Origin of the sequence: Caballeronia eucalypticola (assembly GCF_047608185.1) — a bacterium.
GTDB lineage: Bacteria > Pseudomonadota > Gammaproteobacteria > Burkholderiales > Burkholderiaceae > Caballeronia.
In genome coordinates, this window is sequence record NZ_JBLKRU010000002.1 from 410,850 (window position 1) to 431,230 (window position 20,381).

Annotated in this window: 16 protein-coding genes and 2 pseudogenes; 13 read left to right on the forward strand and 5 right to left on the reverse strand. The window is 56.2% G+C overall.

Features of this window, described 5'->3' with window-relative positions; genetic code table 11:
* Positions 1–122 precede the first annotated feature (122 nt).
* The gene (locus ACMX25_RS04045) at positions 123–3,515 is read left to right on the forward strand and encodes a molybdopterin-dependent oxidoreductase (RefSeq protein ID WP_414948242.1); all 3,393 of its coding nucleotides are present in this window, start codon (positions 123–125) and stop codon (positions 3,513–3,515) included.
* Positions 3,516–3,612: 97 nt separating this feature from the next.
* Here the strand turns inward: ACMX25_RS04045 and ACMX25_RS04050 are convergent, their stop codons facing one another.
* The gene (locus tag ACMX25_RS04050) at positions 3,613–4,683 is read right to left on the reverse strand and encodes a porin (RefSeq protein ID WP_414948243.1); all 1,071 of its coding nucleotides are present in this window, start codon (positions 4,681–4,683) and stop codon (positions 3,613–3,615) included.
* 249 nt (positions 4,684–4,932) lie between these two features.
* The gene (locus ACMX25_RS04055; RefSeq protein WP_414948244.1) at positions 4,933–6,288 is read right to left on the reverse strand and encodes an MFS transporter; all 1,356 of its coding nucleotides are present in this window, start codon (positions 6,286–6,288) and stop codon (positions 4,933–4,935) included.
* Between the two features lie 624 nt (positions 6,289–6,912).
* Between ACMX25_RS04055 and ACMX25_RS04060 the strand changes: the two genes are divergently transcribed.
* The 11 genes and pseudogenes from ACMX25_RS04060 to ACMX25_RS04110 form a co-directional block, all read left to right on the forward strand.
* Positions 6,913–7,233, forward strand: a complete 321-nt coding sequence (locus ACMX25_RS04060; protein WP_414948245.1) for a non-heme iron oxygenase ferredoxin subunit — start codon at positions 6,913–6,915, stop codon at positions 7,231–7,233.
* A 100-nt stretch (positions 7,234–7,333) separates the two neighbouring features.
* The gene (locus ACMX25_RS04065) at positions 7,334–8,581 is read left to right on the forward strand and encodes an aromatic ring-hydroxylating oxygenase subunit alpha (RefSeq protein WP_414948246.1); all 1,248 of its coding nucleotides are present in this window, start codon (positions 7,334–7,336) and stop codon (positions 8,579–8,581) included.
* A 62-nt stretch (positions 8,582–8,643) separates the two neighbouring features.
* A complete protein-coding gene (locus ACMX25_RS04070; RefSeq protein ID WP_414948247.1) occupies positions 8,644–9,120 on the forward strand; it encodes an aromatic-ring-hydroxylating dioxygenase subunit beta in 477 nt (158 codons plus the stop codon).
* A 12-nt stretch (positions 9,121–9,132) separates the two neighbouring features.
* Positions 9,133–10,308: an NAD(P)/FAD-dependent oxidoreductase gene (locus ACMX25_RS04075; RefSeq protein WP_414948248.1), complete on the forward strand. Its 1,176-nt coding sequence runs from the start codon at positions 9,133–9,135 to the stop codon at positions 10,306–10,308.
* Positions 10,309–10,460: 152 nt separating this feature from the next.
* Positions 10,461–10,688, forward strand: a complete 228-nt coding sequence (locus tag ACMX25_RS04080; RefSeq protein WP_414948249.1) for a hypothetical protein — start codon at positions 10,461–10,463, stop codon at positions 10,686–10,688.
* Positions 10,689–10,764: 76 nt separating this feature from the next.
* Positions 10,765–11,976 (forward strand): FAD-dependent monooxygenase, encoded by a 1,212-nt coding sequence (locus ACMX25_RS04085; RefSeq protein WP_414948250.1) that lies wholly within the window; start codon positions 10,765–10,767, stop codon positions 11,974–11,976.
* Between the two features lie 33 nt (positions 11,977–12,009).
* Entirely contained in the window at positions 12,010–12,762 is a 753-nt protein-coding gene (locus ACMX25_RS04090; RefSeq protein WP_414948251.1) for a maleate cis-trans isomerase family protein, read from the forward strand.
* 24 nt (positions 12,763–12,786) lie between these two features.
* Positions 12,787–13,614, forward strand: a complete 828-nt coding sequence (locus ACMX25_RS04095; protein WP_414948252.1) for an alpha/beta fold hydrolase — start codon at positions 12,787–12,789, stop codon at positions 13,612–13,614.
* A 35-nt stretch (positions 13,615–13,649) separates the two neighbouring features.
* Positions 13,650–14,696: a 2,5-dihydroxypyridine 5,6-dioxygenase gene (locus ACMX25_RS04100; RefSeq protein ID WP_414948253.1), complete on the forward strand. Its 1,047-nt coding sequence runs from the start codon at positions 13,650–13,652 to the stop codon at positions 14,694–14,696.
* An 8-nt stretch (positions 14,697–14,704) separates the two neighbouring features.
* Complete coding sequence (locus tag ACMX25_RS04105) at positions 14,705–15,361, forward strand: isochorismatase family protein (protein ID WP_414948254.1); 657 nt, start codon at positions 14,705–14,707, stop codon at positions 15,359–15,361.
* Positions 15,362–15,422: 61 nt separating this feature from the next.
* Positions 15,423–15,980: pseudogene (locus ACMX25_RS04110) on the forward strand (chorismate--pyruvate lyase family protein); the annotation flags it as partial.
* 50 nt (positions 15,981–16,030) lie between these two features.
* On the opposite strand, the gene ACMX25_RS04115 reads toward ACMX25_RS04110, so the two are convergent.
* Positions 16,031–16,753 (reverse strand): hypothetical protein, encoded by a 723-nt coding sequence (locus tag ACMX25_RS04115; protein ID WP_414948255.1) that lies wholly within the window; start codon positions 16,751–16,753, stop codon positions 16,031–16,033.
* 273 nt (positions 16,754–17,026) lie between these two features.
* On the opposite strand from ACMX25_RS04115, the gene ACMX25_RS04120 reads away from it, so the two are divergent.
* Positions 17,027–17,716: a TetR/AcrR family transcriptional regulator gene (locus tag ACMX25_RS04120; RefSeq protein ID WP_414948256.1), complete on the forward strand. Its 690-nt coding sequence runs from the start codon at positions 17,027–17,029 to the stop codon at positions 17,714–17,716.
* Here the strand turns inward: ACMX25_RS04120 and ACMX25_RS04125 are convergent.
* Together ACMX25_RS04125 and ACMX25_RS04130 are read right to left on the reverse strand one after the other, a co-directional pair.
* Positions 17,669–18,436, reverse strand: a complete 768-nt coding sequence (locus ACMX25_RS04125; RefSeq protein WP_414948257.1) for a GntR family transcriptional regulator — start codon at positions 18,434–18,436, stop codon at positions 17,669–17,671. The genes ACMX25_RS04120 and ACMX25_RS04125 overlap by 48 nt on opposite strands.
* 529 nt (positions 18,437–18,965) lie before the next feature.
* A pseudogene (locus tag ACMX25_RS04130) lies at positions 18,966–19,977 on the reverse strand (IS110 family RNA-guided transposase).
* Positions 19,978–20,381 lie beyond the last annotated feature (404 nt).

The following is a 20,381-nucleotide window of genomic DNA, read 5'->3' on the forward strand; positions in this document are numbered from 1 at the left end:
AGCGTTTGTGAATCTAGCGCAAACCCTGCACGTTTAATTTGATGAACAGACTGTAGTGTGCGCGATCCGCGCATAGACACTTTTGATTGGCAAGGCACGGAAGGAATTGGAGCGGGCTATTTATGCAAGAGATTCGAGGATTCTGCACATTGTGCCGTTCTCAATGTGGCACCATCAATACGGTAGATGGAGATCGGCTTATTTCGGTACGAAACGATCCTAATCACCCGACCGGTGCTGCCATGTGCATGAAGGGGCGGGCCGGCCCAGAGATTATCGAGGCTTCAAATCGAATCCTCTACCCAATGAAGCGGACGAACCCGAAGAATGCGATCGACCCAGGATGGGTCCGGATATCGTGGGAGGAAGCACTTCAAACGGTGGCATCGAAGCTGTCTAAGATTCGCAGTGAGTCGGGAGCTGAAGCCGTGGCGTTCGCTGTCACCACCAAGAGTGGAACTGCGATTGGGGATTCGATAGAGTGGATCGATCGATTCGTACGCGTCTTTGGTAGTCCAAACGTTATTGGCTCAACGGAGATCTGTAACTGGCACAAGGACAACGCACATAAATTCACTTTTGGAGTGGCCATACCGACCGCAGACTACGCTCATTCCGAATTGTCTATTCTCTGGGGACATAATCCCACGAGCACTTGGCTCGCGCAGTCTGAAGCGATCGCTCAGGGACGCAAGCGCGGTGGAAAGCTTATTGTGGTTGACCCGCGTCCTACTCCTCTCGCATCAACAGCGGATGTTTGGCTTCAGGTCAAACCTGGGACAGATGCCGCGCTCGCTTTAGGATTTTCGCATCTTTTACTTTCTCAGTCCCGCTACAACGATGAGTTCGTCAGGAATTGGACAAATTCGCCGCTTCTTGTCAGCAAGCAGACGGGCCTTTTCCTTCGTGGAAAAGATATCTGGCCTGACGGCAATGACAGTTTTGTCGTTTGGGACAAGAGGTCATGCGCGCCGCGGGCTTACGACACGACGATGGCGGCCGAGGATCAGGGCAGCACCGATTTCGAGTTGGATGCTTCGTTGAAGATCGACACATTAAATGGAGAAGACTTTTGTGATACCGCGTTCAGCTTGTACAGAGCGCAGTGCGCAGAATGGAACCCTGAAAAGGTAGAGGCTGTAACAGGTGTTTCGACCGAAAAACTCATGCAGGCCGCAGAGTTGATCGGATCGAGCAACAAGATCGCATACCACGCCTGGACAGGCGTGGGACAGGGTCCCAACGCTGCGCAAACGGAGAGAGCGATTGCTACGTTGTATGCGCTGCGCGGCTGTTTCGATGATGTAGGCTGCAATCGTATATATACGAAACAGCCAGTCAATAAGGTCGATAAGCCCGACTTGATAGAAAAATCGCAACTTGCGAAAGCTGTTGGTCTTTCTGAGCGGCCGATTGGTCCGCCCTCTGAGGGGCGTGTCAAGCCGACTGACGTTTTCCGTGCGATCAAATCTGGCAGACCATACCGGATCAGAGCCATTTTAGGCTTTGGCACGAATCATCTTGCAACCCAGTCCGATGTGGAAGAGATCAAGGCTGGACTGGAGCAAACCGAGTTTCATGTCCACTGCGACATGATCGAAACCCCTACCGCGCGTCACGCTGACATTATTCTCCCTGTAAGTACACCATGGGAACGCGAGTCGCTTAGGATCGGCTTCGAGATCAGTGAGGACGCGGAAAATCTCATCCAGCTTCGCCCTGCATTCGTTAAGGCTAGAGGTGAAAGTCGATCAGATCTCGAAATCGTTTTCGAGCTTGCATGCAGGCTTGGGTTCAGTAAAGAGTTTTTTGGGGGGAGCATAGAAGCCGGATGGAATTATATGCTTGCCCCGCTGGGGTTCACGGTGGACGACCTACGGCGAAACGATTATCGGATGGTCCGCCCTCTTGAACACCGCAATCGAAAATACGCGGAAATAAAAGATGGCAAAGCAGTTGGCTTTGCTACTGAAACACGTCGAGTTGAATTGTATTCGGAAAAATTTCTGCGATACGGATATCCCGCGCTACCGTTCCACCTGCAACAGGCTGAGACGGATGATCAATTCCCGCTGGTCTTGACTTCCGTGAAGAGCGGTTACTACACGCACAGTTCGTTTCGCTCGATCACCAGCCTGCGCAAGCGGGCGCGCAATCCTGTCATTCAGATGAACGAAGCGGTTGCTTCCAGATTTGGTATCCATGCCGGACAGTGGGTGCGCGTTACGTCAAACTCAGGCTTCGCGTGTTTCGTGGCGGAGATAGAAGGCCGCTTACATGACAATGTACTAGTGGGCGATTTTGGTTTTTGGGAAGGCTCGGAAGGGCTTGGTATTTCTGAGGCAAAGATAACGGGAGAGGGAAATACCAACTTCAATTATCTAGTCTCGTCGGAACAGCGTGATCCCATTAGCGGATCAACCAACCATAAGGCTGTGCGGTGCAGCATTGAACTGGTTAATGACCTGTCGTGGCGCGGATTCGAGAAAATGAGGGTAAGCGCACTGCGTTTTGAAGGAAAAGGCGCAAGGTGGTTACGCCTGGAGTCGCATCGAGGACGGTTGCTTCCAAACTTCGTCCCCGGACAGTATTTAAAAATCCGCAGTGCGTGCGGGGTCGCCGACAAATTTATCGAGCGGGCATATTCGTTGGTAAGTGCTGCAAGCGTAGAAGGTCGTACGACTTATGAGCTTTGTATTGGCGAGCACTCGAGAGTCAAAGAGAGTCCCGGCGTCATGTCTTCGTTCGTTCATGAAACACTGAAGATCGGAGATTTTGTCGAGGTGGCTGCACCTGCGGGGGCGTTCACAATTCCAATACATACTCGGGATCCAGTCGTGCTCCTCGCAACGGGTATTGGTATCACACCATTCATTTCGTATATTCGTTCGCTTTACAGTACTGCAAGCACACATGAGACGATACTGATTTACGGAAACAAGAACAGCTCGATGCATGCGTTCAAGGATGAATTGGTTGAGCATCAAAGGCGTATACCCACTCTTCGTGTTGTGAACTGCTACACAGCGCCGCTGGATTCAGATCAGGAAGGGCAAGACTATCAATATCGCGGTCGCATCTCGAAAGAATTGATCCCCGAGGAACTGGTTAGCCGGGGCGCGCGTTTTTATATGTGCGGTTCTTCGCCAATGGTCAAAGACGTGACTGCGAGTCTTCGCGAGCGTGGCGTGCTGCCGTTCAGAATTTTTAGCGAGCAGTTTGTATCGGAGAGTTCCGTGGGTGTAGGAATTCCTTCTGGCCTCGCATTCGCGGTGAAGTTTCATCGAAGCGGCAAGACTGCGACATGGACGAGCGCCGATGGAAGTCTCCTCTCTTTCGCCGAAAGTCTGGGCATTTCAGCGCCCAGCGGATGTCGGGTTGGTCAGTGTGAAAGCTGCGCAGTCAAAGTCCTTGCGGGTCAGTTTCAACATGCCAGTGGACAACAACTGGATGAACCGGATATTGCTCTGGCATGCCAGGCGATACCGTCTTCAGCTATCGTCCTCGACTTATAAGTTGAATCTGGCTCGATCTTTCTGAGTGACGTGTGACGGCGGTGCGACGCCGGTGTAACGGCGTCTGCTCTCTGATCCGACAGAATATCCTGTCGGGTCAAAACCGATGTCGAATACCGAAGTTGATATTGAACTGCTCGTTAGTTGAGGACGCGGTTAGCTGACCGATCTGCATTTGTGTCGCGCCACTGCCAGCCGTTCCATATATGGCCCACATGTAGAGGTCGGTGCGTTCGGAGAGATAGTAGTCGGCGACCAGGTTGTATTGCCGATATTTAGGATGTTGATCAATCGACCCAATACTGCCGTTTATCACGTCGACCGCGGCCGCAAGACGCAGGGTCGGGGTCACCCAGTAGTCAGCCTGCGCCATATAGATGTTGAACTGGGCATCGGCACCGTTGATTGAATTGGTCAGATTCGAATGTGAGATCCCGGCACGGGCGATAAGCTGGCCGAATTTATACGATATGCCACCGGCCGCAATATTCAGATCTCGCGCTGCGGCCAGGTACTTCCCGAAAATCAGGATGCTCGACGCTCCCGTACTGTCAAACCACGTGGCGTAGGGATTGCGCACTGACGTGTAGGCTGCGCCGATCTGAAGGGGACCAGCCGTATAGCCGGCGCCAAAGCTGGTCACGCTGTTGGTGGAGAATTGGCCGGCTACTCCGCCAAACGCATATAGGGCCGATGCTGAAAGACCCCGGTAGACCGGGCTGGTGTACTTGACCGCGTTGCTGGTCGTCCAGTCGTTGCCCGTGTTGTCGATGTCATAGATAGGCGCCGTGCCCCGGCCATTCGCCATGATCGGTCCGACATAGTCGACGACCTCGTCGTATTGCCGACCAAAACTCAAATTGCCATAAGGGCTGCTAATTCCCACGTAGGATTGCCGCCCGAACTCACGACCATTCTGCGCAAGCTTGCCGGTGTTTATGTCGAAGCCGTTCTCCAGGTGAAAGAACGTCTTGTAGCCGCCACCCAGATCTTCAGTTCCGGCCAGTCCCCATTGGGAGCCTATCCAAGTCCCGCTGCGCATCCGGTACGATGAGGCGCCGCCCGCGTTGTTAATGTACGCAATCGCCTCGTCGATCTGACCGAACAACGTGACTGAGCTTTGGGCATTAGCGTAGCTTGAGACAACGCAAAAACCGACAACAACCAATAGATTTTTAATTTTAGACTCCTAATTAATATAGAAAAACGAACGCATTATTTGAGATCCATTTCCAGACCAAACGCTCTTCGACGGCTTTGGGATAGGAAGTTATGGCTGAATTGCGCAACGCTTGATTCGGCGAAGTGTTCGCGTCGGGACTCCGCGCCGGAGACCGTGTTGCGAAATCGTTAGATGTTGAGCGTTTCATTGCCTCGACCACGCCGATCGCGCCCGCGGACGATGGCTACTGGTCCTTCAAACGTCCCGGGCTACCACGGACGATGGGAGCGACCTGGGAGTGCTGTAACGCCAGCCCATGAGTCCAACACAGATCGACGCGACAACGGCCGGCGCTGCCGCGACGCGAAAAATTGCGTCGGGCGCCCAATTCGCGGCATATAGCACGCCCACCAGATAAGTGCCTCCTGCGCCGCCGAGTCGGCCAACACCGTATGCCCACGCGACTCCGGTTGCGCGCAGCCCTGCTGGATAGAAGAGGGAACCGAGGGCGACAACGCCTTTTTGGCCGCCACTGATGCAAAAGCCGCAGCAGAACACCGTGAGTACAAGGATCCAGGGCGCGGCATCCAGCGCGAAAGAAATTGCCAGCATTGATATCCCGCCGAACAGATAAAGCGCGAACAGGATGATGTACGGGCCGATACGGTCCATCAACGGTCCCATGGCGAGACCCGCGGCCATACCACCGATAGTGCTGACTGCAGTTGCCCAGACGATCAATTCGGGCGAATAGGAAAGCGAATGAAGTACCGTCGGTAACCAGCTTTGCAGGAAATAAAATTCCGCGAGGTTGATGACGAACACGCCCCACAGCAAAAAGGTACCCACGCGCAGATGCGAGGAGAATAAGCCGCTTACATGCGTGTCGTTGCTCTTGTCGTCGTTAGAGGTTAGGACTGCGCCTTCGGGTAGGATGAATTGGGGAAACAATCGTTGCGTCACCTGCAGGAGGTCACTCGGTGGCCTACTGCGTGCGAGATACGAGGAAGACTCAGGCAAGAAAGGAATGAGCAGCAGTGTCAGTGCAATGGGCCCAAGGCCACCGACCCATAAAGGACCGGCCCAGCCGAAATTCGGGATCATCGCGCCGCAGCAGAAGCCAGCGACAGTAAATCCGAGGGAATAGCCCACGTAAATCAATAAAACAAATGTTGCGCGCGTCCTCTTTGGACTGAATTCGGAGGTAAGACCGATAGCACAAGGCGCGGCGGCTCCCAAGCCGATGCCGGTAAGGACCCGCAGTGCAATCAACTGGGGCACGTTCGTCACAAAAACAGTTAGTAGTGTGAATAATCCAAAAGCGGCGGTTGACAAGACCGTCATCTTTTTGGGGCCGAAACGATTCGCCAGAGGCGATACGCCAAAATTTCCAATCAGCAAACCGACGAACGCCGCCGAAAAAATGGTGCCCAGAATCGATTTAGGCAGATGCCAATCCTTTGCAAGAACCGGCACGATGTAGCTGATGGTCTGCGTGTTGAAACCATCGAACAGCATGAGCAGCGCACAGAGACCGAGGGCGACGTACTGCGTCCGCCCGATCCGATGGCGATCAATGATGTCGTGAATGTTTAACGTACGTGTTTCCAAGACTTCTCTCCACTGCGATGCCGGAACCGGGACTCGATGAACCTTCGGACCCGGCGTGTTTGAGCACAGGACGCCACTTGGCGGGGCCGAAGGGTGCAGAACGAACTACAAAAACCGGCTCGGCGAGCAGCGTATGTGCATGCTGTCGTCGGAACCCATCGCCGTGTAGAGATATTATCTAGCCATATAATTAGATATAGAGGGGGTAAACCCTTGTATGGCATCGAAGACAGCACGAGGCGTTTAGCTGGCGCGGGAGAGGGGCGTTATCTGCGATGTTGCATCGGCCCGAATCCATCAGTGATCCAAAATCGTTCTCGGTCACGCGGCGGAGATGCCGGTTGACTTGGTTCAACTGTCGGAGAAACAGTCTCTATCGGCCCTATCCATATGATTTTCTAAAATTGTACGGATGTACAAATATATAATTCAGCTCGAAAATTGACGAAAACCTCGCCCGACATGCCCTGCAAGGCCATAAATATAGGCATCTAGATGCATGTGAATGAAAACAACTTGCGAATCTATAAAATGCGATATACGATTGCTGAACGGTGCAGTGTGTACCCAATCACTGCGGTAACGTAAGTTTGCCGCCTTGCGGCGTTTCTTGTGGGAGTAAACATGTCTTGGCTTAACGTCGCAAGACTGTCCGATCTGTCGCCGGAGTACCCGGCTGCGTGCAGTGTCCAGGGGCATCGGCTCGCGGTCTATCTGGTCGATGGTGCTGTGTATGCAACATCGAACATTTGTACTCATCAGTTTGCTCTACTAAGTGATGGCTATCAAGAGAACGGCGAAATCGAGTGTCCCTTGCATCAAGGGCGTTTTGATATCCGCTCGGGTAAAGCGCTGTGCTCTCCACTGAGCGTCGATCTGGCGACTTACGAGGTGGATGTGCGAGGCGACGAAGTCTGGGTTCACATCCCGGGCGCCGGGCATTGAGCATCGGCCTAGGCGCTGCTCAACAAAAACGGCGCAGCAATTTATGAATGGGGATGTCGTACGAGACAGATCGTGCCCAATGTAACTTCAGGAGGCGAGAATGAGTGATGTAGCAGTACGGGAACAACGTATCCAATGGCCGGAAGCTGGGGTGAGCCGCGTTCCGTTCGAGATCTATACGGACGAGCCGCTTTACGAGGGCGAACAGGATCTCTTGTTCAAGGGCCCGATCTGGAATTTTGTGGGCGTCGATGTGGAAGTCCCGGCCATAGGTGACTTCAAGACCAATTTTGTCGGCGATACGCCGGTCGTGGTCGTGAAGAGTTCGGCTGATACCTACAGTGCCTTCGTGAACCGTTGCGCGCATCGCGGGTCGACGTTGTGCTACGAAAAAACCGGTAATCGCGATGCGTTTACCTGCGTCTACCATAACTGGTCGTACGATCTTGAGGGTAACCTGAAGACGGTCGCCTTTCACAAGGGGGTGCGCGGCAAGGGGGGCTTGCCGGACGATTTTCGCACCTGCGATCACAATCTTCAGAAGCTGCGCGTTCAGGAGTTGTGTGGTCTTTTGTTCGTTTCGTTTGACGAAGCAGCGCCGGATCTGGAAACGTTTCTTGGCCCCAAGATGGTCGCTCATATCAGGCGTATTTTCTCCAAGAAGGTTCGCATTCTCGGCACGTTCTCGCAGTACATGCACAACAACTGGAAGTTGTACATGGAGAACGTCAAGGATTCCTATCACGCGAGTCTCTTGCACACATTCTTCACCACCTTCAAGCTCAACCGGCTTTCAATGCAGGGCGGTTTGGTGCTTGAGGGCGACGGTGGTCACCACATCAGCTACTCAAAAATGGCGACCGATTCGGGCAGCGGTACGGACTACGAGAGCGGTAGCCTGCGCGCACAGAATGACGAATTCGCGTTGCACGATGACCGGATACTGAAGAGCTGGCCGGAATTCGAAGACGGCATCACGCACGCCATTCAAGGCATTTTCCCCAACCTGATCGTCCAGCAAATCCAGAACTCGCTCGCCTTGCGCTTGCTGATCCCGCGCGGTGTGAACGGCTGTGAGCTTGTGTGGATCATGTTCGGTTTCGAGTCGGATACGCAGGAACAGACCGACATTCGCGTCGCGCTGAGCAATCTCGTTGGACCGGCCGGGCTTGTGTCCATGGAGGATGGTGTGATCGGCAGCTTCGTGCAGCGAGCGATCGTTGGCAACCAGGGCCGCGAGACCGTGCTTGAAATGGGCGGGCGATCGGTCGAGAGCCAGGAGTCGCGTGTCAGTGAGGCGTCCGTACGCGGGTTCTGGCAGACCTATCGCAAGTACATGGGACTGTAACCTGGTCACACAGGTAGCGCCGCAGTACTCACAACAGCTCTATTTACCGAAGGAACACTACCGTGTCGGGATCTACCGAACTTTTCCATCGCGTCAGGCCGCTGTACGACGCCTACGCCGACTGCATCGACGAAGAGCGATTCGAACAATGGCCTGAATTCTTCGAAGATGTGTGTTTTTACCAGATCACGACGCGCGAGGCCTATCGCAAGTCGTTGCCCATCGGGATTGTCCAGTGCAACAGCAAGGGCATGCTGATTGACCGGATCAACTCGATGAAAAAGGCCAATATCTTCGAGCCGCAGCGCTACCGGCATTTGCTTGGTGCGCTGCATGTTGAATCCACTGATAACGGGACGATCCGAGCCCGAATGGGGTTTGGCATTGTGCGGACGCTGGAAAGTGGCGACAGCATGTTGTTCTTGTCCGGGGTCTGGCACGACGAGATCGTCGAGACGCCGGAAGGCTTGCGGTTTCGCGAGAAGATCGCCGTACTCGATTCGGGTTGCGTCGATACCTTGATTGTCGTACCCGTCTGACAGGGTGACACGATGAGTCGCGACGCCGAATACCCTGTCGTTATCGTTGGCACCGGCTTTGCGGGCTATACAGTAGCCCGTGAAATACGGCGCCGCGATCGGACGATCAGCATGCTGATGCTGAGCCGCGAGGACGGCAACCAATATTCGAAGCCGATGTTGTCCAACGCGTTCGCGCAGAAGATGAGTCTGGCGCAACTGTCGGGGACACCAAAAGAGCAGATGGCGAAGCGGCTGAATATCGCGATCGAGTCGAATGCAGGTGTCGAATGGATCGACTCGGCAGCGCACTGCGTGCATCTGTCGGACGGAAGGCGGGTGGCGTATGGCAAGCTGGTGCTCGCGCTCGGGGCGCGAGCGCGGACGCCTCAGTTTGCTGGCAATGCAGTCGGTCGAGTGCTGTCCGTCAATAGTATTTCGGACTACGCGGCGTTACTTGCTCGGCTCGACGGTGCATCAAAAGTGGCGATAATCGGTGCTGGACTGGTCGGCTGTGAGCTTGCGAATGACTTGCTGGCTGGCGGCTATGGTGTCGATCTGCTTGATGTATCCACGCGCATGCTTGAGCGCTTCCTGCCCCCCGATGCAGCAGATGCGGTGACGCAGGCATTAGTCGCCGAAGGCGTGCGCTGGCATCCGGGTTCGATGATCCAGTCCATCGATATGGCAGAGACCGATGGCCGCCAGATTCTGATAACCGGTCGCAATGGTCTTCATATCGAGTGTGACGTGGTGATTGCCGCGATCGGACTTGATCCGCAGACGGTGCGCGTCGAGCCGTCATTTGAGATCAACCGAGGCATCGTCGTAGATCGATATTTACAGACGTCTGCACTCGGCATCTATGCGATCGGGGACTGCGCGGAAGTGGACGGCAGTGTACTTCCGTTTCTTGAGCCCGTTCAGCATGGAGCGCGGGCGTTGGCTGCAACGCTGACGGGCACAACCACGCCTGTGCACTATCCGCCCATGCCAATCGACGTCAAGACAACAGCGCACCCCGTACGCGTCCTCTTGCCACCTGTCGGTACGCACGGCTTGTGGCAAATGGAAAAGAGCGAGAGCGGCGGAGTATATGCGACGTTCGTCGAAGAGGGTGGAGCAATCGCGGGCTACGTGTTATCGGGTGACCAGATCAGTAGGGAGAATGAGTTAGCTCAAGCATTAGAGCTCCGAGCGGCTGGGTGATCCCTTGCCGATACTCGCCGAAAATACGCTTTCACTATTAATTGTACGTAAATATAATTAATTGTATATACTAATTTTTACGGATGACGACCCATACACATGTATTTCGCCATCTACCAGCAACTGGATCAAAAGTTATGGAGGAGTGATCTATGGAAAATGAACTCGATACCTTGCGGGGACACATCCTTGGTCTCGTAGGTGCCCTTAAAGCGATCGCTGCGGTCCTTCCCGACCAAGCGTCGACGGACGCGGCCGAAGTGTTGGACAGCATGATTGCCGAGACCGGAAACAGCGGTCTGACACCGGCAGTAACGGAGGCGATGCATTCCGCCATGCAGCAAATCGGCGGAGCCTTACGCGTATCTCTGCATCGTTAAGTAGCTTCGCGGTGTCAGGGCGATTGCCGCGTCAAATATGACTGGGTCTATCAAGCATGCAAGGAGAGGAAGCAAGATGACTAGGAAACTTCGGATTGGCGTGGTCGGCGGGGGTATAGGAGGCGTGGCCCTGACGAGTGCGCTCGCACAGCGTGGATTCGACGTACGCATCTTCGAGCGCGCGAGCGCTTTCGGCGAGGTCGGCGCTGGCATTCAGGTCACGCCTAATGCCGTCAAGGTACTTGAGGCGCTAGGCCTTGGAGAAGCACTGCGCAAAGCCGCATTTCTGCCGCAGGCCATCGTTGGGCGAAATTGGGACACGGCGAAGGAAATCTTCCGCATTCCGTTGGCTGACGAGTGCCCCCGTCTGTATAACGCCCCATTTTTCCACGTGCACCGTGCCGATCTGCATCGGTTGCTTGTTGAATCGCTGCCGGAGGGCGTGGCCACGCTTTCTGCCGGGTGCGTTGATGTCAGGTCGAGTGACGACGGCGCGGTCGCAATCTTCGAAGACGGTTCGGAGTTCGAAGCAGATCTGATCGTAGGCGCGGACGGTGTGCGATCGACGGTGCGCAGCAAGCTTTTCGGTAACGATGCGCCGAAGTTCACCGGCAATATGTGTTTCAGAGCCGTAGTGCCTGTGGATGGATCGTTCGATTTCGTCAGCCCGGATTCGTCGTTTTGGCTCGGACCGAAGTCGCACGTCGTCACGTATTACGTTCAGCGTGGGCAGGCGGTCAATATCGTCGCGGTCAACGAAACTGCCGAGTGGGTCGAGGAGTCGTGGAACGCGCCAAGCAGCCGCGAGGAGTTGCTTGCTGCGTTCGCTGGCTGGCATCCCAACATTATCAAGCTTTTCGAACGCGTCGATTCCGTATTCAAGTGGGGCTTGTTCGACCGCGACCCAATGACAACGTGGTCACAAGGGCGGGTCACCTTACTGGGCGATTCCGCGCATCCGATGCTGCCGTTCCTCTCGCAGGGCGCGGCGATGGCAATCGAGGATGGCTACGTGCTCGCACGTTCCTTAGCCGCGCACGGCGCCGATGTCGCTGCCGCGTTGCGCGACTATGAAGAGGAACGGATCCCCCGTACCAGCCGCGTGCAACTGGAATCCCGAGAGCGTGGCCGGACTTACCACCTGCCGACTCTTTTCGCTCAGCGCAAACGCGATCTCATTTACGAGTTCAAGTCATGGATCAATCCGCATGCTTCAGGCATTCAGACAGACTGGGTATACGCATATAACGCGGCTGACTTCCAGCCACGTGTTGCGGCAGCGGCTTAACGAAAGCTTGGCTATCCTATTAGGCGAACAGATATGAGCAAGGTTTATCGTATCGGCCAGATCGTGCCGAGCTCCAACACCACAATGGAAACAGAGATTCCCGCCATGTTGCGACTGCGGGAGGCCATTCGCCCAGAGCGCTTCACGTTCCATTCGAGCCGGATGCGCATGAAGAAGGTCGTCAAGGAAGAGCTTGCGGCGATGGACGCCGAATCAGATCGCTGCGCGCTCGAGCTCTCTGACGCCCGGGTTGACGTGCTCGGTTACGCATGTCTTGTCGCGATCATGGCCATGGGCCACGGCTACCATCGCGCATCGCAGGAGCGGCTCACGAAGCACACGGCCAGCAATGGCGCGCATGCGCCCGTGCTGACCAGTGCCGGCGCCCTGATCGACGCGCTGAAGGCAATTGGCGCGAAGCGCATCGTTGTCGTTGCACCGTATATGAAGCCATTGACGGAACTGGTCGTGGACTATATCCGTCATGAAGGCTATGAAGTGCTCGACTACCGCGCGCTCGAAATCCCTGACAACCTGGAAGTCGGCCGCCACGACGCGGCGAATCTGCCGGCCATCGTGCAGACGCTGCGCTATCAAGACGCGGACGCGATCGTGTTGTCCGCTTGCGTGCAGATGCCATCTTTGCCGGCGGTTGCAAAGGTGGAGGCAATGACTGGCAAGCCGGTCATCACGGCTGCGATCGCGACCACCTGGTCCATCCTGCATGAACTCGGTCTTGAAGCCATCGTACCAGGCGCGGGCGCGTTGCTGTCCGGCGCCTACTGAACTCAGCATCTTCACAGGGCACCGATGTCTACCAATTTCCTGTATGGCGCAAACGTCGCGGCGAACGGCATTCGTCAGCACTATCTCCGCTACGGCGGCTCAGGCGGCGCGCGCAGCGAACGCGCTGCGATCATCGTGATTCCGGGTATCACCAGCCCCGCTATCACATGGGGTTTTGTCGGCGAGGTGTTCGGCCGGGCGTTCGACACCTACGTGATCGACGTGCGCGGTCGCGGCTTGTCTGAGGCCTCGCCGCTGCTCGACTATAGTTTGGACGCGCAGGGCGACGACGTAGTCGCGTTCGCGTCCGCGCTGGGGCTAAAGCGCTTCACGCTCGTGGGTCATTCGATGGGCGCAAGAATCGCTGCGCGCGCGGCAATGCATAAGCCGGCCGGTCTCGAATCAGTTGTGCTAGTGGACCCGCCGGTTTCCGGCCCAGGCCGGCGCGAGTACCCCGGCAAGACGCCGTGGTACGTCAACTCGATGGCGCTTGCGCGTGATGGTATGGATGTCGAATCAATGCGCGCGTTCTTGCCGACTTGGACGGACGATGAACTCCGGCTCAGAGCAGAATGGCTGCACACGTGTGACGAACGTGCCGTGCTTGAATCTTACGAGGGGTTTCATACCGACAACTTTCACGCAGACGCCGCACAACTGCACGTACCGTCTCTGTTGATCACCGCCGAGCGCGGCGATGTTGTGCGTGACGAGGACGTCGCTGAACTGCAACGTGCGACGCCGTCGATGCAGCATGTACGCGTGCCGGGCGCTGGGCACATGATTCCATGGGACAACGCAGAAGGCTTCTACACGGCATTTGGCGAGTTCCTTGGTACACCGGTCGTTTAAAGCTGTCTTGTCCGTCATCCCTAGAGGAGCTGCTCATGCCAATCAGCGACTATCAACTGGTTGAAGCCTGGAAGGAAGTGCTTACGCTGTCTCGCCTCGAACGCGGGCACACTGTCACGATTCTGACCAGTTCCTCCACCCATCCCCAGACTCTCGCCTGCGCTCTCATCGCAACGCAGTCGATGGGAGCAATCGTCAACCGGCTCGACTTGCCGCCGGTAAATGGCGAGAAGGCGTTCAGTCGTGACTCGCTAGCGTATCTCGGCACGACACCGCTGACCGGTAACCGCGCTGCCATTGCCGCGTTGAAGGAGAGTGACCTTGTGCTCGACCTGATGACGCTGCTTTTTTCGCCCGAGCAGCACGATATCCTGAAGTCTGGCACGAAGATTCTGCTTGCTGTCGAGCCGCCCGAAGTCTTGGTGCGGCTGATGCCGACACTCGCCGACCGTGAGCGAGTGCTTGCTGCCGCCAACAAGATTGGCGCCGCGCGAGAGATGCACGTGAGCTCGCCGGCCGGTACGGCGCTGCTGTGTCCGATGGGTGAGTTCCCGGCTATTGCCGAATACGGGTTTGTCGACGAACCGGGCCGCTGGGACCATTGGCCGAGCGGCTTCGCATTGACCTTCCCGAACGACGGGGCAGCGAGTGGCACTATCGTGATCGACCGCGGCGACATTCTGCTGCCGCAGAAACGCTATGTCAGCGAGCCGATCGTGCTCACAGTGGAAAAGGGCTACGCGACGAAGATCGAAGGCGGAGTTGACGCAGCGCTGCTGCGCGATTACATGGAGACGTTCAACGATCCCGAAGGCTACGCAATTTCTCACATTGGCTGGGGACTGCAACCTCGTGCGCGTTGGTCGACGCTCGGCCTGTATGACCGGGAAGCAACCATCGGAATGGACGCACGTGCTTTCGAGGGTAATTTCCTGTTTTCGCTTGGACCTAACAACGAAGGTGGTGGCAGCCGCACCACCACCTGCCACATTGACATTCCGCTGCGTAACTGCACCGTAAGACTTGACGAGGAAGTTGTCGTCGTCGATGGTCGCGTGACGGATAAGACCCCACACGGATAAGGACCACGATGACCGATTTTTCAGATCACGCCGAAGCGGGTGTTTATCATGCGCAGGGCTTCGGGACACCGCTTCCAATTCGAGGTAATATTGGACTACTTATCATTGATTTCGTTGTTGGGTTTGCAGATCCAGCCGTTTTCGGCGGCGGCAACATCGGACCGGCAATCGCGCGCACCATCGACGCACTTGCACTCGCACGCCGTAATAGCTGGCCTGTCGCCCACAGTCGAATCGTCTACGCAGACGACGGAAGTAACAGCAATGTCTTTTCGATAAAAGTTCCGGGTATGGCGTCGCTGACCGAGGACAATCCGAACAGCGCAATCGTGGAAGTTCTCACTCCTGAAAAGGGCGAACTGGTAGTTCGGAAGACGGTCCCTTCAGCGTTTTTCGGAACGCAACTCGCCCCTTGGCTCACGGAACGCGCAGTGCAGACGCTGCTTGTCGCCGGTGCGGTGACGAGCGGCTGCGTTCGTGCAAGCGTCGTGGACGCCATGTCGTACGGCTTCCGGCCGCTTGTCCTTGCCGATTGTGTTGGTGACCGCGCCATTGAACCGCACGACGCGAATCTGTTCGACATGCAGCAAAAGTACGCGGCAGTGATGCCGCTTGCCGACGCGATCAGCATGATTGAAAAAAGCAGCGCCAGGATCGTCCGCTGACATTTCGCCATGAAGATGTCGCTGTCCATCAGTGAGCCGGCGTCGACGTGCGAAGTCCGCCATGCGCGCTAGGCCGATTCAGTTCAACGCCGCCAATGGATCTTGGCGTGCGGCGTCCATGCCCGGCTTCACCCCCCATCAAAAACACTGGCTGACACTGGGGGGCTCACTCACTGCACACCTACGCATGCTGGGGACGGTGGAGGTGCGTGTTACACGTGAAGCAGTGGGACTGCCTTGGCCTGACGAACGTGAGGCTCTGAAACTGGCGTCGCGTAAGCGCGCGTGGATACGCGAGGTAGTGCTTGCCGTTGACGGCGTGCCTTGCGTTGCCGCTCACAGTGTGACGCCACTCAATGCAAGTGTTGGCGTGTGGCAGCGGATTCGGCGGTTGCGTGCACGCCCTCTGGCAGAACTGCTTTATGGCGACGTTAGCGTAACGCGGTCGACGCTGTCGAGTCGACGCATCAATGCGCGGCATCCCCTCTACGAGTTGGGGGCGGCGCAGGTCTCAGGATGTTTGCCCCATGGTTTCGTCGCACGACGTTCTGTGTTCGAGCGGCAGCAGTCACCGCTGATGGTCACAGAGTGCTTATTGCCAGCGTTTTGGGAGCGTCTGACGCACAGGAAAATCGCTTGAGGGAAAGTCGTTCGACTTGTGCGTGATCGTCAATCGACCGTCGTTGGGATTCGAAATTGAAGGATTAACAAATAAGCAATGGCCTTAATCACGCTGATTATCTCGCCTGTATTGGTCGAACTGCCTGAAATCCTGTGCATCGTCTCTACTACACGTCCGACGACCCCCCGCCCCGCCGCGTAGCACGACTTCCGATGCGGTATCGCCGAAGTCGTAGCCGGCCTCGCGTTTTCCGCATTCTGACGCACCGTCGCTGTTAGCTCGCCCATGCGGGCCGCAGTCTGTTCGAGTGACGCTGCCTGCTCGTCAGTGTGCTGGGACAGGTCGGGATTGCCGGCCGCGATCTGACGGAATGCCACGCCGATCGAGTTGGCCGAGCGCCGCACTTCACCCGCCCCGGCGTTCCGTTTCCAGAAACGCCAGCAGGGGCATCCCAGTTCTGCCACGCGTGCCAGCAACGCATTGAAGGCCATGGCGGTATGGCCGATCGCTTTAGCACTGCCGGTTTTGAACGTTGCTTTTCTTTCGCGCAGGGATATCAGGAGGGAGCGCTGGTGTCGGGTTATCGACGAATCGTTTGCCTTTGTCTCGGCAAATTCAGGTGAGCGATCTGCATCTACCAAACCGCATAGAGAAGCACGCAGGTCTTTGAACCAAAAAAACGACGTTCTTGAGACTCGATATCTTGATACACCTCGGCGAGACCGACGCTGAATTTCTAACTCGCGACAGGTCACGTGGTACGAATTCATTAGATGCTCGGACAGCCAGAACCAAGCGCTAGAAATGGAAAACATTCGGTGAATATAATACGCTTGTAAAATATGCCGGAGCAGGGCATTCGTGCAACGGTGATGTCCTTGAAATGGTGGAAACCCTTAGCTGCAGGGCAATCGGCTTATGCATATTCCACTGATACCGCTGGAGTAACCTTTTTTACTGGGCGGGCCTATAATTATCTTTTAGAGTTGAGCGGATTTACTGCGGGCATTTGCATGTCTTAAATTGGATCCAACACGACGGTCATGAATAAATCAGAACGCCCTCAGGGCGCTTTGCGACGGCGAGGGGCGCTTGGCCGACCCGCCGGTGCGACGGAAAATCAAAAAGAAAGCATTCTGGACGCAGCCGAAGTCGACTTCTCTCATCGCGGGTATGCGGGTACGACCCTGCGTGAAGTGGCGGTGTCGTGTGGTGTGACGCAGGCGCTGATTACTTACTATTTCGGAACGAAGCAGGAGCTCTTCGAAGCAGTGTTTTTGCGTCGGGCGACGAAGATTTCAGCTGACCGGGTTCAGTTGCTCGAGCAGATAGAGGCGCGTGGCAAGGATGCCGATCTCGAGGAACTTGTGCGTGCCTTCTTGAAGCCCATTGTTGATTTGCGCGCGACGGCTTCGGGAAGGGCATTCATCCGGTTGCAGGCCCGGCTGCACATGGAGCCACCGGAAGTGTCGTACAAGCTGCGCAACCTGGCCTATAGCGAGTCGACCCGGGCGTACGTGGAGGCGCTGCGCAGAGTCCTGCCAGGGCTACCGGAAAAGGATCTGTACTGGCGCGTGACGCTGATGATCGGTGCCTATCTCTACGCATTTTCGGACAGTCACCGGCTCGAGGTGCTGGCGAAGGACATTTGCAATCCCGCCGACGCAACGGAGGTGTTTGAGCAGCTAACGAGTTCCATTGTCGGTAGCCTGCAGGCCGCTGCTGCGAAGTAAGCTCGCGGAATCCGTGCTGTCGGACTCGCTCGCATCGGGCGGTTGCGCCAAGCCGGCATCGGTGAGCGTTGCGGCGCCCACGCCGAGAACGTGAGCACGTACCAACTCGAAGGCGCGTGCCGGTTCTCCATCGGCCATCGCCTGGATGATCGCCTGATGTTCTTCGCCCGTTCCCGCCTCGCGCCCGAATGGGCGATCGCGGTTAATGGTGTGGCGCACGCGGTGCACGTGCCACATCAGGTGCTCGTGAGTCTGGCGCAGGACTGGATTGTCGGCGCCCTCGACGATGGCATAGTGAAAGTCATCGTTGAGTTCGAAATAGCGGCGATGATTGCCTTTCTCCAGGGCAATTTGCATGAGCTCATTGGTTTTGCCGATCTTTTTGAGCACCTCGGGTGGGCGCGTGCGTGCGACCGTTTCGGCGGCGGCGGCTTCAAGTAATGCGAGTACCTCGAATGCCCCGATGATGTCCGACGCGTTGGGAGCAGTCACTACAGCGCCTACGTGCGGTATCAGTTCGACCAGACCCTCGGTTTCGAGAATCCGGAACGCGTCGCGCAGCGGCGTGCGCGATACGCCGAACTCCTCACACAGAAGGGGTTCGGGCAAACGCTCGCCGGCTTGCCAGCGGCCTTCCACGATATCGAGCCGGAGCTGCTGCAGGATGGCGACATGCATCGACTCCCTGGGCGCTATCGCGCGCCCGACTCGAGCTTTCAAGGGCATTTCTCGCAACTGAACCTCGACATGTCCGGGTCATTAATGCCTGGTACGGCGCGGCATGGTACGAAATTATAAGGGCTTGGTGCTGCACACGATAGCAGCGAGCAGAGAGTATCCGCCGCCACGCGAGTTACCCGTCGAGACGGACGCCGGCATGATCTCGTATTACATCGGGTTTGACGGGTGGGCCCAAGGGTGCCGTGCCGACCCAGTCCAACTATTTCGTGATGAATGGTTTGAGGGTCAAGATTCAGTGCATGTATGAACCCGACGCGTTTTGCAAGCTCTTTGCTGTGATTGGAAACGGTCTGCATGCATGTATCCGGCTTGCTTGTGGGCATTTCCTGACGCACGCCCGCAGCCTCGATGAGATCCGCGCATCCTGTCCTGAGCAATCCAACAGCTTGAGATTAATCAGCCGGCACTGAAAGCAGGGTTCAGGATGCTGGCTCAACCAATTTCGTCATCACATTTAAGAGCTACGCAAACCTGCGCTTGGTAAAACAACAGATTCACGATCTCGCGTTCAGAAGGCAGCCGGTCTATACGATGCATTCCCGCTCAATAAGACTTGGATAACACGTGCATTCTTGTTGGCTAGAGCCACCGCCGCACAATTGTAGCCACGTCGAGCGATTAGTTGCTGCAGCCAGCGACTACGCTTGTCAGTTTTACCCGCAGCATATTGCAAAACGGTTCTCGCGCCGTGAATCAATAGCGTTCGTAAATAGGTGTCGCCTCGCTTGCTGATGCCCTGCAATCGTGCCTTCCCACCCGATGAGTATTGACGTGGCACCAATCCTAACCAAGCAGCCAAGTGACGTCCGTTAGAAAATTGCTTAGCGTCACCCACAGCACCCACGATCGCAGTTGCAGTAAGGGGACCAACGTCCTCGACAGCAGTGATCTTGCGACACAGCTGCGATGATTTTACGAAGTTCTTAATTGATACCTCAAGCCAGTGAATTCGCGCTTCTAGCGCCTGCAGATGTTGCAACATCTCGGTGAGGAGCGCCTGGCAGAAGCCGGTCAATTCCGAACCCTCATTGCTCAACACCTCATGGATGGCGTGCTTGAAAGCTTGCGGAGTACGAGCAATGATCAGACCTCGCTCTGCGAGCAGGCCCCTAACCTGATTGATCACGGCAGTCCGCTGGCGCACCAGAATGGCACGCATCCGATGGACGGCCTGGATATCTTCTTGCTCGACCGACTTAATGCTGACAAAGCGCATCGTCGGCCGACCTGCAGCCTCAACGATTGCCTCAGCGTCGTTGCGGTCGTTCTTGTTCGTCTTCACGAACGGCGACACATATTGCGGACCGAACCTCAATACCCAACGCTATGAAACGACGGGCCCAGTGATGAGCTGAGCTGCAAGCTTCCATGGCAACGATTTGTGGATGAAGCTTGTGAACCGTCTCGGCTAACGCGCCGCGAGCGACTTTGGAGCGATGCACCGCACGTCCACTGCGATCCGCGCCGTGCAGTTGAAAAACGTGTTTGGCTAGGTCGATGCCGAGAATTTCGATTTCCATGATGAACCTCCCGATGTGTCTGGTGAAGACGACATTCAGTAGTATCGCGCTTCCCCGAAGGGGCGCCGGGTCCATCTCAGTAAACCAACAAATAGGTGATGTGCGGTCGATTGACGTCGGTCAGCCTCGTTGCGGCGATAACGCCCCTCATCATGTCCAGCCTGTCAGTTGCCCACGGAAAATCTCGTTCCACGCCGTCGGCGATCCCAACAGCATGTCACGAGCGCGAAGCTCCCGACTATTCCCACACGCTGGCTGCATTGACCCGCAGCACGAGCACCATGATTCCAAGCAGTCGGGACCACGTCATCATTCGCGATTCGTTTTACGGGCGACGGTGTCAAGGGCAGTGAGGAGACGTCCCTGGCTGGGCGCATCATCCGTCAAGAATTCGTCAGCCGGCG